Here is a 16,001-nt window from a genome sequence, read left to right as displayed (position 1 = left end):
AAGACCGCGTACGAAGAATCTCGTTCTCCATCGTCTTCTTGCCGAGCATGCGCTGCAGCTCGCGAATCTGTTTGAGCGCGTCGGCCAGCTCCGAGGCCGGAACCACTTCCTCGCCAGCCTTGACCGCCGACAGGCTTCCATCCTGGTAAAGCTTGCGCCAGTGAAAGAGCTGGTTCGGATTCACGCCGTGCTGGCGCGCTACCATCGAAACCGATTTCCCCGGCTCGAAACTCTCGCGAACCATCGCCAGCTTTTGCTCTGCCGTCCAGCGCCGCCGACGCTCCGGGCCCGTCAACACGTCCATCACTTCCTGCCTGGTGTGAGTCAAAAACACGGTCTTATGCCTACCCGTTATTGTAAGTGGGTGACTGTGTCCGGTGTTTCAGGGGGCTGCTCCAAAAGGCGTGCGACCACAACACATCTTACCTTGATGCGTTCGCTCGCCGTTGTAGTACATCAGCCAAGTATCGAGATCGACCTGCAGTTCCGCCAGCGTCAGATAGAGCTTGTGGCGGAACGCGACCTGATAAAACTCCTGCAGGATGGTTTTATGGAACCGCTCGCAGATGCCATTGGTCTGCGGATGTCGCGCCTTGGTTTTGGTGTGCTCGATGTCGTTCAGCGCCAGGTACAGCTGATAATCGTGCGATTCCGGCTTGCCGCAATACTCCGTGCCTCGATCGGTCAGCATGCGGATCACACCCATGCCGTGCTCCTCGAAGAACGGCAACACCCGGTCATTGAGCAGATCGGCCGCCGTGATCGGTGTCTTGGTCGTGTACAGCTTGGCCATCGCCACTTTGCTGTAGGTGTCGACGAAGGTCTGCTGGTAAATCCGGCCTACGCCCTTGATCGTGCCCACGTAGAACGTGTCCTGCGAGCCCAGATAGCCGGGATGAGCGGTTTCGATTTCGCCATGAGCCACATCGTCGTCCTGCTTTCTTTCCAGCGCGGCCACCTGGTCCTCGCTCAGCACGATGCCTTTTTCAGCGACCTGCTTCTCCAGCGCCACGAGCCTCAGCTTGAAGGACGACAACGCGTGACGCAGCCAGATCGAACGAACGCCGGATGCAGACACGAAAATGCCGCGCCGGCGTAATTCGTTGCTGACCCGAACCTGCCCGTGGGCGGGCTGCTCGATGGCATAGGCCAGCACGGCGATTTCCGTCGCTTCATCGACTCGATTCTTGGGATTCGGCTTGCGCCGATTGCTGTCGAACAGGGCATCGACGCCGCCCTCGGCCACGGCGTTCTGATAGCGGTAGAACGTATCGCGCGACAGCCCCATCACCTTGCAGGCCTTCGACACGTTCCCGAGCTCGGTGGCCAGATTCAGCAGACCGATCTTGTGGCGGATGACATTTTGGTTGAGACTACTCACGGGGTTACTCCTTGGCGCTTGCGCGCTGTTTTGATGAAGATTCGCACCTCTATCAAAACGGGTAACCCCGCCTCTTGGTAAGGCCTTACTGTCAGATCAAGTCTGAACTTCTACAACTGATTAATAGGCCAACGCGCGAGCTTGTCGGCGATGCTGACGCGCAAACTCCGGATGCCGAAGTGAAGCGCAGCGAATTCGGGGAAGTTTGACCCGGGAAAGCGCCTCATTTCCTGCGTTTTTCATACACGTGACGGACTACTCCCGTGAACCGACCGAAACCGGTTTTGCGCAATCACCAAGTTCGCCAAGGCGAACAGGCTGAACAGTTGCGCCGTGTTCTTCGCTAGTCCCTTGCAGCGCACCTTGCAATGGCCGAACAGGTTTTTGACAACATGGAACGGATGCTCGACCCGCGCGCGGATTTGCGCCTTGGTTCGCTCAAGCGCGATCATCAGATCCTTCAGCGCACCATCCTGCATCGCCTTGATCTTTCCGCGCTTGGCCGCCACGCGCCACTTCACCGACCGGCCCTTCATTTCATTGCGCTTGTCTACGCCGATATAGCCCGCGTCGCCGAGCGCTTCTTGCTCGTGATCATGCAACAGCGCGTGCGCTTGCGAAACATCCGACACGTTGGCGGAAGTGCCAACCACGCTGTGAACCAGCCCCGAATCGGCATCGACGCCGATGTGGGCCTTCATGCCGAAGTGCCACGCGTTGCCTTTCTTCGTTTGATGCATGTCCGGATCGCGGCGCTTCTCGGCGTTCTTGGTCGACGGCGGCGCTTCGATGATCGTCGCGTCGACCAGCGTGCCTTCCTTCATCATCAGCCCGCGTTCGCACAGCGATATGCCAATCTCGTCGAACAGCTTGCGCGTCAGGTCATGTTCGAGAAGCAGGCGCCGGAACTTCAGCAGCGCGGTCGCATCCGGCACGTTCTCCACGGCCAGATCAATCCCGGCGAAGGCCCGCATCGCGATGCTGTCGTACAGCGCATCCTCCAGCCCTTCGTCCGACAGGCTGTACCACTGCTGCAGGAAGTAGATTCGAAGCATCCGCTCCAGACCGATCGGCGGGCGGCCGAGTGTTCCTTTCGGGTAGTACGGCTCGATTGCCGTCAGCAGTCGCGACCACGGCACGAGCTTCTCCATCTCGTCCAGGAAACGCTGACGCCGGGTCATGCGCTTCTTGCCCGCGCTTTCCGCTTCCGCAAAGCTCATTTGCCGTTTCATCGTCGTGGGCTCGTTCCGTGAACTATCTTCTACAACGTCCTCGGCTGCGTCAGCGATGACCACCGAGCCGGATTAATCAGTGTTTCCCTAGCGTATAAAACGCTTCGCGTGGGGAAAGCACGCTCGCGAGCAATAATACTTTCGATTTGTAAGAGTTCCGGCGAACAGATTTTGGCTGATACACTGCCAGTCGATGTCAGTAGACGAGATGTTAAAAAACCGGGGGTGCCCGTGTATCAGTGAAAAATTGTATCCAAACATAATTAGCTCATCTACACTAGTATGTCTCCCTGCCTAGGGGCATGCCGCATGCAGATTATGGAGGTTTTGAATGAGCTCGCTGCTCCATCCCTTCGATCTTACGGAAGAACATGTTAATCAAATGCGAACCGAGGGAGCTTTGGTTCTTAGGCAGCTTTTTACTCCCACGGCTCTGAGTGCCTTGGATGAGGCAGCGTCCAATTTGACCGTACCGCCTGATCAGGAGCGTAGGCGAAGGTTTCGGCGGCTTGCATACGGTGATGGCGCTCCGGCGGCAATCGTGCAAACGCTGTGCCAGACCAGCAACTTCAGTTCTCTTCTTGGTCGGCTCATCGGGAAGGAGCAGGTGATCACCAACCTCGTTTCTTTCGAACTCGCTCCAGGAATGAATGGAGAGCCTTGGCACTTCGGACGCCGTAGCTTTTGCTTCATCGGCCCTGAGGTACCGGCCTACACGCTCTGGATTCCCCTTACAAACATCAGGGAACGAGAAGAGGGCGGGGGGCTGGCGTGGGTGCCTGAAAACGTATTCAGTGCCTATAGTCGCGTCCAGCAATGGAGCTTTCTTTTTCGTATGTTAGGCGAGGGCGAGCCCGACTTGGCACTGGCGCGTGCGCTCGCCAAGCAATTCGGAACGGACGGGGATCCATGGGTGGGACCATTTGACCTTCTGGTTCTAGAGGCACGGAAGCTCGAGCAGGACTTTGCTCCAGGGGATGCGTTGATCTTCTCCCGCAATGTTTGGCATCGAACCTCCCCCCTGCTGTCACCCACGCTCGCGAATCGCAAGGCTGTTGTCATGCGATTCGTGGACGGGCGTGCGAAACTCGACAAGAAGATTATTTCCGGTTTTTCTAGAACGCTGCGACCCAAAGTAGACAATTTTCTTTCTTTTTTGTTGGATTCAGACGATTCTCTTCCTATCGGTGAACAGGAATTTTCGCTACACTTCTGAGTGCCCTGATGACTTCCGGATCAACATCGAATTACGCGGAGGCATGCCTTGCCATTTCCCCCTGATTCCGAGACCGAAAGAGAAAGCCGGCACGACCTCCGATGGCTAGCCCCCAATCTTCTCGATCCAACTGCAGTCCCAATTGGCCGCGTGTTCTGTATTCCGCACGCGGGCGGCACTTCTTCACTATTTGCACGGTGGCCCAGCCTTTTTTTGCCCGACATTGAAGTCTGTGGAATCGATTTGCCTGGCCGCGGAACCCGTTTCAAGGAACCGTTCGTAACCGATATGCTGTACCTCGCTTCGCAAATCGCAAGGGTCATCGCAAGAATTGCCGACGTACCTTTCGCGATCTACGGAGAGTGCAGTGGCGGACTGATAGCGCTGGCTACCGCGCGCGCGCTGGCAAGCGAGCATCAGCTCGTGCCTACGCACCTGTTTGCAACAGGCATGAAGAGTCCCCGCGTTGGCAGTGGCCGTGGTGTCTATCGATTTTCCGATGAGGACCTGCAACGCGAGATCGTCGAAAAAGGCCTGCTCGATCCGGCAATTGCCTCGAATAGCGAGGCCATGGAATTTTTCCTGCCGCAGATCCGCGCCGATTACGAATTGTGCGAAACCTATGAGTCGTCCTCGCATGATCGCATAGGCTGCCCAATCACCACCATCGCGAATTCGAGAGACTTTCATGCCGCACCGGCCGCTTTCGAAGACTGGAGGAACGAGACAGCTGTTGTCTGGCAGCATTTCGCAATCAACTTCCCCATGGTGGCGAGCGACCCAGACAAATTACTGAAGTCGCTAATTCGACAGACCCTGGTCGGCGGCGTGCGGTAGAAAACACCACTGTCGGTCACGATCGTCGCGACAGGAGTGCATGCCAACGAGCTTTAACCGCACACCTTCGCTCGCGAGCCGGGCGCAAAGAGCGGCCGGCAGCAGCGCTTGTGCGAAGCAAGCCGGATGCTTCGGAACGACAATCCAGGGCTGAATAACCGAGCGTAGCAGCCATCTCAACTCCAATAGAGAGAGGGTCATGTCGCAATCGAACTTACTTCAATTCTTTAGAAAGTCGATCTCTGCTGGATTAGGTGCGTGGTTACTCATCGGTCCGACAGTGCCAGCGCACGCGGCCGCCGAACCTGCGCCGCGTGCGCTGGAGTGGTCGGACCACCAACTTACACTCTCCATTGTGGAATGGGCCGAGCGTGCCAAGACATTCACCCAAAAATCATTGGCGGGCGGGGCGACACCGTCGGTTGCGACGACTCGCGCACTGAGTTGGACGACGCTTGCGATGTTCGAGGCGCTGAATGCCGTCGATCATCGTTACAGGTCATATGCAGGCGTTACGCTAGCGGACGGTGAAGCGTCGGGCGACGCGGCAGTCCTCACGGCTGCGCACGAAGTGCTTGTCAGTCTTTATCCGGATCAGCGCAGTGACCTAGATCGCATCTATGGCCGGGAGTTGGATGCGATAGCGGATGGCGCAGCAAAGGCCAAGGGTGTAGCGATCGGCGCCAGCGCCGCAAAGGCCTCGCTTCGCCTGGGGGGACGGAACCTGCAGGTTCCGATCGAATTGTATCGTCCTTATACGCTCGCCGGTACGTGGGTGCCGACGACGCTGCCCGTCATCGAGCCGTTTCAGTTGGTGTTGTCGCCGTGGTTTCTGTCTTCGCGCGAGCAACTCCGACCTAGCGGCCCCCCTGACCTCACCAGTGCCCGATATGCCGAGGACCTGAACGAGGTGGCAGCGCTCGGCGCCAAGGACAGCCAGATGCGCACGCCTGCCCAGACGAACGAAGCGCTGTTCTGGAATCGTATCGATCTCATGCCCGTTTTGCGCCAGATCGCTTCGATCGGAAGCCGCTCGGCGGTACAGAATGCCCACATGTATGCAGTACTTAGCATGTCGCTCGATGACGCCGACCTTGTCGCCGAAGATGCCAAAATGCACTTCTCGAGATGGCGCCCCATCACGGCCATACGCAATGCGGATCGCGATGGCAATCCTGCAACGAACCGCCAGGCCGATTGGTTGCCATTGCTCACTACGCCGATTCATCCCGAATATCCATGCTGGCATTGCATCACGGCAGCGACGGTTGCTACTGCGTTAGAGGCTGAACTTGGAGCCGATCGCGACATGCCGCTGGTGTTTTTTTCCGAAAGTGTACCGAACGACGTTCGGATCGAATCGCTCCGCGCCTATTCACACGATGTATCGCGCTCGCGTGTTTACGCCGGCGTTCATTTCACGTTTTCCTGCAAGGACGGCGAGGAAATGGGCAGACGAGTCGGGGCGCTGTCGACGAAAGCTATCCCACTCCTTACTGACAAGAGAGGCTCGCTTTGAACATACTGATAACGGGCGGTTCGGGTTTCATTGGGTCCCATTATGTGGATGCTTTTGTCGATCGCGGCGACCGAGTGACTATCTTCGATAAGAATCCGCAGGTTCACGAATTCCGTGGACGACATATCCGGGGCAATCTTCAGGACCGCACGATGCTTGATCAATACGTGCGCGAGAGCGATTTCGTCATTCATGCGGGTGGCGTGCTGGGTACGCACGAGACGGTAGGATACGCCGCCGATACTGCGCGCGAGAATATTCTTGGAAGTCTAAACGTACTCGACTCAGTCAGGCAGTACGGCAATCGGCTAGTCAATATTTCGAAACCGAATGTTTGGCTCAACCCCTATTCGATCACTAAGGATTGCGTCGAAAAGTTCTGTTTCATGTACGTCCGCGAGTTCCAACTCAAGGTTGCGATCATCAAGCCGTTCAACGTGTACGGTCCCCGCCAGAAGTATTCGCGTGTGCAAAAAGCGATTCCGACCTGGATCGTCCACGCTCTAAAGGGCGAGCCCGTGGAAATATTCGGATCCGGCTCCGCTACCATGGATCTTGTACATGTGAAGGACCTCTGCAACGGCACGATGGCCGTTGTCGATCATTTCGACAGATGTGCCATTGGCGATTCGGATGATATCGCCGTGGATGTGTGGGGAAACTTCCCGGCCTACAATCGCCAAGTACTAGAAATCGGCAGCGGACGAGAAATCTCCGTCAAAAGCACCGTGAGCCTGCTTCAGGAGATCATCGGCAAGAAGCTCGACGTCAGGCACCTAGCGATGCGCCGCGGCGAAGTGGACGGTACGCGCTTGTGTTCCAACAATGCCAGATTAAGCGAACTGACCGGCTATTGCCCACAAACACCGCTCGACGATGGGCTGCAGGAAACGATCGATTACTATCGCGAACACATGGTGAAGATCGACAACGGCGAACTGTGAGGCCACATGCCGAGAGCGACGGCTATCGCGTGCTAAATTGCGAGGCCGTCGTTCCATGTTTCATTTAGGGTCCGCTGCAATACTGGTCGTGCTCAGGGTTGCCGCGCGATCGGTCGGTTGCCGAAGAACGGCGATGACAAGGCAAAGATAACCAGCGCAAATCATTGCAAACCAAATGCGTGATACGCTGATGGCGACCTCGTCGAGAACACCGGAAGGCAAGGGATCGAACAGCGCGAGTGCGAAGAAAAGGGCTTTGCCCAACGACACCGCCTCGAGCGCGATCCCGATGAGACGCTCTCGCAGCTTGGCCGGCCACCGTATCCACCACGCGATTTCGGATCCCAACGGCGCGGGGCGGGCCAGTCTCGTGAGCACGAGCGGCTCGAATCCGAAGCGGATGATCAAGTATGCGAACACCAGAGTGACCGTCAGCCCCGTGCAATGCGTGAGCGAGACGGCAGCACATGCCAGATCGGCTATACGATCGGTTGCTAGATCGAAAGCGGCGCCGAACTTTGAGCAGACGTTGAATCTCCGGGCGACGGCGCCGTCAAGCAGATCGCAAAGCCAGAAGAGTGCGATGAACGCAAGGCAGGCGACGCTGGCTTTCTCGGGGCGAGACACGAGCAAGATGGGCACGCCCAGCAGCTTCGTGAGGGTAATCAGGTTAGCGGGGTTTACGATGGAGACTTTCACTGGCGTGCCTCGCTGGGTGTCATCTGTAGAAGTCGCGACCCGATCTGACAGTTACCCGTTCCGACGGTGCGTGACTGTCAGATCAGATTCAGGTGGCTCACTTTCTCCTTCCACACCTCCTTGCCCGCGATGAGCGTCTGCAAAGGCGTGCGACCACAACACATCTTACCTTGATGCGTTCGCTCGCCGTTGTAGTACATCAGCCAAGTATCGAGATCGACCTGCAGTTCCGCCAGCGTCAGATAGAGCTTGTGGCGGAACGCGACCTGATAAAACTCCTGCAGGATGGTTTTATGGAACCGCTCGCAGATGCCATTGGTCTGCGGATGTCGCGCCTTGGTTTTGGTGTGCTCGATGTCGTTCAGCGCCAGGTACAGCTGATAATCGTGCGATTCCGGCTTGCCGCAATACTCCGTGCCTCGATCGGTCAGCATGCGGATCACACCCATGCCGTGCTCCTCGAAGAACGGCAACACCCGGTCATTGAGCAGATCGGCCGCCGTGATCGGCGTCTTGGTCGTGTACAGCTTGGCCATCGCCACTTTGCTGTAGGTGTCGACGAAGGTCTGCTGGTAAATCCGGCCTACGCCCTTGATCGTGCCCACGTAGAACGTGTCCTGCGAGCCCAGATAGCCGGGATGAGCGGTTTCGATTTCGCCATGAGCCACATCGTCGTCCTGCTTTCTTTCCAGCGCGGCCACCTGGTCCTCGCTCAGCACGATGCCTTTTTCAGCGACCTGCTTCTCCAGCGCCACGAGCCTCAGCTTGAAGGACGACAACGCGTGACGCAGCCAGATCGAACGAACGCCGGATGCAGACACGAAAATGCCGCGCCGGCGTAATTCGTTGCTGACCCGAACCTGCCCGTGGGCGGGCTGCTCGATGGCATAGGCCAGCACGGCGATTTCCGTCGCTTCATCGACTCGATTCTTGGGATTCGGCTTGCGCCGATTGCTGTCGAACAGGGCATCGACGCCGCCCTCGGCCACGGCGTTCTGATAGCGGTAGAACGTATCGCGCGACAGCCCCATCACCTTGCAGGCTTTCGACACGTTGCCCAGCTCGGCGGCCAGATTCAGCAGACCGATCTTGTGGCGGATGACATTTTGGTTGAGACTACTCACGGGGTTACTCCTTGGCGCTTGCGCGCTGTTTTGATGAAGATTCGCACCTCTATCAAAACGGGTAACCCCGCCTCTTGGCAAGGCCTTACTGTCAGATCAAGTCTGAACTTCTACATGTCATCAAGATGCCCGACTCGTCATCGTAGGTAATGCGCCATAGCCGATGCTGGTCGTCCAGCATCAGCGCGGTATAACTCTCGATCCAGTCTCCGCAATTCGCGTAGGTCACTCCGCTGGAGACACTCACCTCCGGCCAGTGGATATGCCCGCATATGACCCTGTTGAACCCCTTTGCGCCTGCAAGAAGACAGACCTGCTCGACGAAACGCCGGCGGTGCGTTTGCCATAGTTTCGATCGTTGCTTGATCGCTCGGATCAAGCCTCCCCGGTTGAACCAGCGCGGCGCCAAGCGGTTCAAGGTGCGATCGATCCGATGCAGGTGGTAATAAAACCAGCAGACTACGTCAACCTTCCATTCGGCGATATTTACACGCGCGCCAGGGTCGGCCTGATGCCCATGAAGCACCAGCGTGGAGTAAGCCGGCCCGGCGAATGCCAGCTCGCTCGCGATCGTCATGTTTCGAAAGGTAGCGCCATCAAGCAACACAAGCAGTTCGTCGTGGTTCCCGACCACGTAAAACACTCTTTCAAATCTGTCGAGCTCTTCGAGAACCGTTGTGGCGATCTTTAAAATGCCGGATTTACCGGTTCCGTTTCGAACAATACTGCGAATATCGACGATGTCGCCGACGAGCACTAGGTTTCGGGCCGGAGCCTGACTCACCAGAGCTAAAAACCTTTCCAACGATCCCTCAGGGGAACCGAGATGAGCGTCCGAAACGAAAAGCGTGCTGCCGTTTAGCTCAATAGCCACTGCATCGGCCCGAGGTGGATCATTCGCACTTGCGCGGAGCGTAGCTCGGTCCTTCGTAGCAAGTCTCATCAGAGTCGTCCCACGGACAGCTGGTTGCGATGGCCGCGTTGTCGCGACAAGGCATGCGTTCAACTGCTCTCATTCGATGCGTAGTTTTCTGCGTCGCAGGAGGCTCGGTAGATTAACTACCATGCGGGTACGCGAGTGTCAACCAACGGGGCTCGCACTTTATTTGGATAGCGCGAAAAGTTCTCCATTCGCCCTTAACATAGGGCCAGAAAAACTTTCGCGAGCACGCAATGCTTTCGAATTGATTCCGAATGATTAAGTGTACGCGAATCAACGGGAAGATGCTATATTCCGCATCATAGTTCCTTTGAATCTCGAAGAGCAAAGGAGGATCATGGGTGGTAACGAAAAGGCGTCGCACGATCGGCGGTCCTCCCGGCCGGGATTGATTCTCCAGGCAGTGGTAGCGATAGCGTTCTTCATGGAAAGCATTGACGGCAGCATAATTTCTACAGCGTTGCCCGTCATCGCGGCCAGTCTGCATGTCGCGCCGGTGCAACTGAAGCTTGCATACGCGTCCTACTTTCTCGCGATGGCCACGTTCATCCCAATGAGCGGATGGTGCGCTGACCGATTCGGCGCCCGGGTCGTATTTTGTGCTTCCATCGCCGTTTTCACGTTCTCTTCCATTGCCTGCGCAGGCGCGACGAACCTGACATCCTTCGTGATCGCTCGAGGCGTCCAGGGGATGGCGGGGGCGATGATGTTTCCGGTCGGACGCATGATTCTCGTCCGCTCAATGCCCAAGAGTGAATTTGTTCGCGCGTTCGCAAACGTGACCATTCCATCCACAATTGGTGCGCTTAGCGGTCCGGTGCTTGGCGGTGTGATCACCACTTATTGGGACTGGCGCTGGCTTTTCTGGATCAATGTACCGATCGGCATGTTGATTATCGTCGCGGGCTTGATATGTGTGCCAGTCTTGAAGGAGCCATCGAGCAAGTTCGACTTGTGGGGGCTTGTAATTTCCGGAGCATCGCTCTGCTGCCTGGGATTTGGGATCACTTCGCTGAGTGGTGGACACCTGCAGGGTTATACCGCATTACTTCTGATTGCAATCGGTGCAGTGGGGCTCTGGGTTTATTTCAGGCGGGCCGCCAGCCAGACCGCCCCGGTTCTTGATCTACGCCTTCTGACAATCGCTACCTATCGAACGGGCATCGTGAGCGGATTCGTCATCCGGGCAGCCGGTGCCGGTGCGTTCTCGTTCTTGCTTCCGCTGACACTGCAGGTAGGTTTCGGCCTCACGCCGCTCCAGTCGGGCACACTGACCTTCGCAAGCGCTGCAGGATTTTTTGCGACGAAATTCGTGGCTACCGGTGTACTGAAGCGATTTGGCTTTCGGCGCGTGCTCGTGGTCAATGCCTGGCTTGGCGGACTGGCGATCGGATGCCTCGCCTTGCTGCTGCCGAACACGCCGCATGCAATCATTCTCGTGATGTTGTTCGCGGGCGGGCTGAGTCGTTGCCTCCAATATATGGCACTCGATACGCTTTCATATTCTAATATGCCGCCTTCCGCGACGAGCCGCGCATCCACCGTGGCAAGCGTTTCAAAGCAGTTCTCGACTGCCGTGGGCGTGGCGTATGCAGCGGGCATGCTGCAGGCCGTTGCTTTCTTGCGAGATGTCCGTATCGGCGATGTCGAGAACTTCCGATGGGCGTTTCTGATGGTTGCATTGCCTGCCGGGGCGACCGCACTGCTTATCCGGCGTTTGGCGAAGGACGCCGGTAGCGAGGTATCGGGCCACCGGCCTGCGGGATAACGATATTCCAGTCAATCCGGAATGCAATGAGGTGGCGAAATGCGCACCAAACTTGGCCCTGACCGTGTTTACTCGCCTGAGGTCAACGATGCAAACACAACCCGATTGTCGATTGCGCAGGAGAGCTTCTGGCTGTTGAGCCGACATGCGCGAAACGACGGTGCATTCAACGTGAGTCGGGCGTGGCGACTGCGCGGCGCGTTGGACGAAGCGGCACTGCAAGGTGCGGTGCAGGATGTGGCACACCGACATGACATCCTCAACAGCCACATCGAGGTGCGCGAGGACATGCCGTACTGGGTCTACGACGCAGGGAGGCCGCTTTGCGTCGAATGTGTGGACCTATCGAGTTCGCCCCAATCCGCCATGGACGAGGCGTTTCGTCTCGTTGCCTCCCTGGCTCGAAACGATCTCGATGTCGAGGCCGGTCCGTTGGCGTCAGTGACGCTCTTTCGTCTTGGCCGTGACGACCACGTGCTGCTCATCGTCCTGCACCATCTGATTTCGGACGCATGGTCGATCAAGGTCTTTATCGACGAGGTTTCCCAATGTTATTCGGCTCGTGTGAACGGTGAAGTGGTTGCGCCGGGCCGGCGCCCCCTCCAGTACATGGACTATGCGTTGCTTCAGAAATGCAATTTGACGACTCCGCTTTTTGAGCGGAAAGCTGCTTTCTGGCGTTCGCGCTTGTCCGATGTCCCTGCGCCCTTTTCCTTGCCGGCTAGAAGAGTGGTAAAAGAGAGGGGGACCACGACCGGGGCAGCTCAACAACACGCGCTTTCTCCTTTGGTGATATCCGCCGTCGCGGGATGGGCAGAAACACGCGGGTTGTCGTTGAACATGATTTGTCTCGCAGCCTACGCGATGGTGATGGCGCGGCAAAGCGGCCAGAGTGAATTCATGATTTGCATGCCGGTCCATTGCAGAACAAAGGTTGAAACGAAGAACATCATAGGGCCCGTGGTCAATCCGCTGGCGATAGCTATTCGCGTAGATCAGTGCATGACGGTCGAGGACTTCCTATCGGAAGTGCGCCGCGCTGTGCTTGACGCTTACAGGCATCACGAATATCCCCTCGAAAGGGCCATTCGCGACATAAAGGCCTACGGAGCGGTAAGCTGGCAGGTGCCCTTTAACCTCTTCTTCAATTTCTATAGTGAGCCGTCGGCCACGCCAATCCTGAGCAGCGTCACTGCAGAAAGGCTGGATCTGGGGCCAAAGGGCGTGAAATTCGACCTCAGCTTGACCGTTCGAATATCGCACGATAACTCTCGGTACTGCATCGATTACGATTCGTCGCTGTTCGATGCGGCGCAGATCGGTGGCGTCTGCCGGCAATTCGAATCGGCATTGACGCGCATCCCGGGGTCGAGCGGGCAGCGTCTAGCGGACATCGAATTGCTGTCCGATGAAGAATGGGATGATTTGGTTGAGTGCAGGAATGCAACTCGCGCGGCGTCAGCTCGACAAGGGAGCCTCGTTGACCGGTTCGCCGAGACGGCCGCCCAGTATGCGGATCGGGTCGCGGTGGCAAGCGGCGACGAGACGTTGACATTTCGCTCACTAAGTCAGCGATCGACCCAATTCGCGGACTATCTGCGGGCTCAGGGATGCGAACCGCAAGCCATTGTCGCGCTTTATTTGCGGCGCTCGCCGGAATTCGTCGTTGCGTTGCTAGCCACCCTGAAGGCGGGCGCCGTTGCGTTACCAATTGACCCGGTTCTGCCGCAGGCGCGTGTTCAGCATATTCTTCGCGACGCCGGCGCGTCGTGGGTAGTGGCTCACGCCGATACGCTCGGCGACCTTCCCTCCGGGTCTCATCGCGTTCTCGACGTGAATGCGCCGTTGCCGCCCATCGATCCCCTGATGTCCAGCATACCGCCTGACGCGCCTCGATCGATCGAAGACATCGCTTACATTATCTATACGTCGGGTTCCACCGGTATTCCGAAGGGGGTGATGGCGACACACCGCGGATTGCTTAATCGAATCGATGCACAGCAGGAAGTCGCACCGTGCGGCCCTGGAAGCATCATTTGCCAGAAGACGTCCGTCTCGTTCGTCGACAGCGTGTTGGAGATACTCGGTCCCGTCGTCAACGGCGGATTGCTTGCGGTGATGCCCGACGACGTTCGATCGAGTATCGCGGGATTCGTCGAGTTTCTCGTCCATCGGCAGGTAACCCACCTCGTCTGTGTGCCTTCGCTCGCGGAAGCACTACTGCCCGAGATCGTCCGGCAAGCGCCTACGTTAAAGTTGCGCTATTGGGCTTTGAGTGGCGAACTCTTGCCGGACGAACTTGGCCGCGCGCTGCACCGGATACTGCCGAAATGCACGTTCGTCAATATTTATGGTTCGTCCGAAGTTGCCGCAGATGCGACGTTTCACTGTTTTTCGGCAAGCCAAGCAGCGCCCTCGTTGATCGGCAAACCGCTGCGCAACGTTGCCGTCTACGTACTCGACGCAACAATGCACCCGGTGCCCGCCGGCACATGGGGAGAGTTGTATGTGGGCGGAGACGGCCTGGCCGCAGGCTATCTCGGTCAGCCGGAACTGACAGCGGCGGCGTTCTTGCCGTCACCCTTCGTTCCGGGCCTGCGACTGTACCGCACGGGTGATCTGGCAAGGTGGGGAGAAGGTGGCAACCTGGAATACATGGGGCGCGTGGATCGTCAGGTGAAACTTCGCGGGCAACGCATTGAGCTTGGTGAGATCGAAGCCATCGTCGGCGAACATCCATTCGTTCGCGAGGCGGCGGTCGTTGCTCGGCCTACGCCGACGGGAAGCCTGCAGCTGAATGTCTATGTGGTCGGCAAGCACGAAGAAACGATCGACGTCGACGCGCTTCGTCGGCATCTTGCACGACGTATCCCGGAGGCCGGCCTGCAGACAGCGATCGTAGTGCTTCGGGAATTGCCCCGAACGGCCAGCGGCAAACTCGATTACGCGGCGTTGCCGACGCGAACTCCTCGCCCCGGCATTAAGCACGTCGCGCCCGCCACGGCGAACCAGATGCGCTTACTCGATATTTGGCAGGAGGCGCTGAAAATCGATGGCCTCGGCATTCGCGCTGGCTTCTTCGACCTGGGAGGTGATTCGCTGTCAGCGATGAAGGCCGTGGCGCGCATTGCCGAGCAATGGGGTATTCGGGTTCCGCTACGCGCGATGTTCGAACATGACACGGTGGAAGAATTTGCACAGTGGCTGGAGGATCGTCTCGGCGCTGAACGCGCCGATGCACAATCGCTGGCCGGAGGAGGCGCTCTATGAATCTTGACCCGGCTGCGCGCGCTGTTATGTCTCTCCCCGACCGATATGCGCCGGCGCACAATCCTCTGGAGCCCGAGGCACTGCCCCGGTGGCTGTCCTGTTTTCCGGAGAAGCTGGCCTTTTACGCCGCTGACGAAGCGTTTTGTGCAGGCTGGAGAACGATCGAGGCAATGGAGCGGGACGGCATGCTCGTGCTTTCGCGCCTTTGGAATATCGGATCGGTGCTGTTCAAAGCCGACAGCCTACTCAGGGGCAACACCCGAATCGGCATGGACGCCTTGGCGCAAGCCGGATTTCAAGTGCGGGTGGGGCGTGAAGTGACATTCGCACAGCCCTTGGTCCGGGAGTTCTGGCGGTATTCGCTCGGAAGATATTCCGACGAACGCATCGCGCTGCTGGCGCGCTTGCTGTCCGAGGCGCCTTCCCTCTATCTCCTCGTCGAAGCTGAACATCCCGACGAGCGCGTCCCGACCGCCCTTAGGTTGACCGATTTCAAGGGGGAACCCGTACCCGAACTGCGCGCACCGGGAAAACTGCGCTCGGCGTTGGGGCCACCCCAGTCGGCATTGCTGAACTATGTTCATACAGGTGACGAACCGGCCGACGTCGTGCGCGAACTGGGGCTCCTGTTCGACCAAGCGGAGCGCCATCGTTGTCTGGTGGATGCGTTAGCCGGCAGTGGGGCCGCCGCACGGGCGCTGTGCGATCGGCTATTGGCTGGCGCAGCACCTCGCGCAGACCTCGATTTCGAATCGGCACTTAAGCGCGTGCGCGAACGGGTGAGCCTTCGTCTATCGGGCACGGAAGCGCGGTGGGCGCATGTCATAGCGCGCCTCGAGCAAGTCGGCCGAGGGGAATCGGACGCTTGGTCGCCACTCAAGCTGACGCTGAGCGAGTTCGGTGTCGATATCGATCCATTGGACGACATCGTCATCAGGGCACGGCTCGTGCCGTTGAAGAAGGCGCAGCCCACCCAGCCATTCCCGAGCTGCGAACTCCGCCATTGGCTCGAGTACGGTGTTCGCTCGCCGATGGACCCCGCTCGATAGTCGTGGCGGACCGACCGTTTGA

Annotated in this window: 12 protein-coding genes and 1 pseudogene; 7 read left to right on the top strand and 6 right to left on the bottom strand. The window is 58.0% G+C overall.

Annotated elements, in window-relative coordinates:
- Nucleotides 1-10 precede the first annotated feature (10 nt).
- From KS03_RS26215 to KS03_RS26205, 3 genes and pseudogenes are all read right to left on the bottom strand, one after another.
- Nucleotides 11-304, bottom strand: a pseudogene (locus KS03_RS26215) (transposase); the annotation flags it as partial.
- A gap of 78 nt (nt 305-382) precedes the next feature.
- A complete protein-coding gene (locus KS03_RS26210) occupies nt 383-1,381 on the bottom strand; it encodes an IS481 family transposase (RefSeq protein WP_045678915.1) in 999 nt (332 codons plus the stop codon).
- A 239-nt stretch (nt 1,382-1,620) separates the two neighbouring features.
- Nucleotides 1,621-2,613, bottom strand: a complete 993-nt coding sequence (locus tag KS03_RS26205) for an IS5 family transposase (RefSeq protein ID WP_015875913.1) — start codon at nt 2,611-2,613, stop codon at nt 1,621-1,623.
- A 331-nt stretch (nt 2,614-2,944) separates the two neighbouring features.
- Between KS03_RS26205 and KS03_RS31780 the strand changes: the two genes are divergently transcribed.
- The 4 genes from KS03_RS31780 to KS03_RS30555 all read left to right on the top strand — a co-directional run bounded on the left by KS03_RS31780 (nt 2,945) and on the right by KS03_RS30555 (nt 7,129).
- Nucleotides 2,945-3,829 carry a phytanoyl-CoA dioxygenase family protein gene (locus KS03_RS31780; RefSeq protein WP_015875930.1) on the top strand — a complete coding sequence of 295 codons (885 nt, stop codon included), beginning with the start codon at nt 2,945-2,947 and terminating at the stop codon, nt 3,827-3,829.
- A gap of 48 nt (nt 3,830-3,877) precedes the next feature.
- A complete protein-coding gene (locus KS03_RS26200) occupies nt 3,878-4,666 on the top strand; it encodes a thioesterase II family protein (RefSeq protein WP_015875929.1) in 789 nt (262 codons plus the stop codon).
- Between the two features lie 199 nt (nt 4,667-4,865).
- On the top strand, nt 4,866-6,185 hold the full coding sequence (locus tag KS03_RS26195; RefSeq protein WP_015875928.1) for a vanadium-dependent haloperoxidase: 1,320 nt from the start codon (nt 4,866-4,868) through the stop codon (nt 6,183-6,185).
- Nucleotides 6,182-7,129, top strand: coding sequence for an NAD-dependent epimerase/dehydratase family protein (locus KS03_RS30555; RefSeq protein WP_015875927.1), 948 nt, complete (start codon nt 6,182-6,184; stop codon nt 7,127-7,129). The genes KS03_RS26195 and KS03_RS30555 overlap by 4 nt, the downstream gene beginning before the upstream one ends.
- A 60-nt stretch (nt 7,130-7,189) precedes the next feature.
- Here the strand turns inward: KS03_RS30555 and KS03_RS26185 are convergent, their stop codons facing one another.
- From KS03_RS26185 to KS03_RS26175, 3 genes are all read right to left on the bottom strand, one after another.
- Nucleotides 7,190-7,828 (bottom strand): CDP-alcohol phosphatidyltransferase family protein, encoded by a 639-nt coding sequence (locus KS03_RS26185; protein WP_015875926.1) that lies wholly within the window; start codon nt 7,826-7,828, stop codon nt 7,190-7,192.
- A 77-nt stretch (nt 7,829-7,905) separates the two neighbouring features.
- Complete coding sequence (locus KS03_RS26180) at nt 7,906-8,952, bottom strand: IS481 family transposase (protein WP_015877383.1); 1,047 nt, start codon at nt 8,950-8,952, stop codon at nt 7,906-7,908.
- 91 nt (nt 8,953-9,043) lie between these two features.
- Nucleotides 9,044-9,895 (bottom strand): UDP-2,3-diacylglucosamine diphosphatase, encoded by an 852-nt coding sequence (locus KS03_RS26175; protein WP_080942768.1) that lies wholly within the window; start codon nt 9,893-9,895, stop codon nt 9,044-9,046.
- A gap of 334 nt (nt 9,896-10,229) precedes the next feature.
- Between KS03_RS26175 and KS03_RS26170 the strand changes: the two genes are divergently transcribed.
- The 3 genes from KS03_RS26170 to KS03_RS26160 are packed head-to-tail and all read left to right on the top strand — an operon-like array spanning nt 10,230 to nt 15,979.
- A complete protein-coding gene (locus tag KS03_RS26170) occupies nt 10,230-11,660 on the top strand; it encodes an MFS transporter (protein WP_015875924.1) in 1,431 nt (476 codons plus the stop codon).
- A gap of 39 nt (nt 11,661-11,699) precedes the next feature.
- A complete protein-coding gene (locus tag KS03_RS26165; RefSeq protein ID WP_015875923.1) occupies nt 11,700-14,930 on the top strand; it encodes a non-ribosomal peptide synthetase in 3,231 nt (1,076 codons plus the stop codon).
- Nucleotides 14,927-15,979 (top strand): nucleoside-diphosphate kinase, encoded by a 1,053-nt coding sequence (locus KS03_RS26160; protein WP_015875922.1) that lies wholly within the window; start codon nt 14,927-14,929, stop codon nt 15,977-15,979. Before KS03_RS26165 ends, KS03_RS26160 begins: the two co-directional genes overlap by 4 nt.
- The last annotated feature ends 22 nt before the right edge of the window (nt 15,980-16,001 follow it).

The sequence above is a fragment of the Burkholderia glumae LMG 2196 = ATCC 33617 genome (genome assembly GCF_000960995.1).
Taxonomy (GTDB): domain Bacteria; phylum Pseudomonadota; class Gammaproteobacteria; order Burkholderiales; family Burkholderiaceae; genus Burkholderia; species Burkholderia glumae.
Note: the sequence above shows the minus strand (reverse complement) of the source record. Positions and strands in the feature narration are given on the sequence as shown.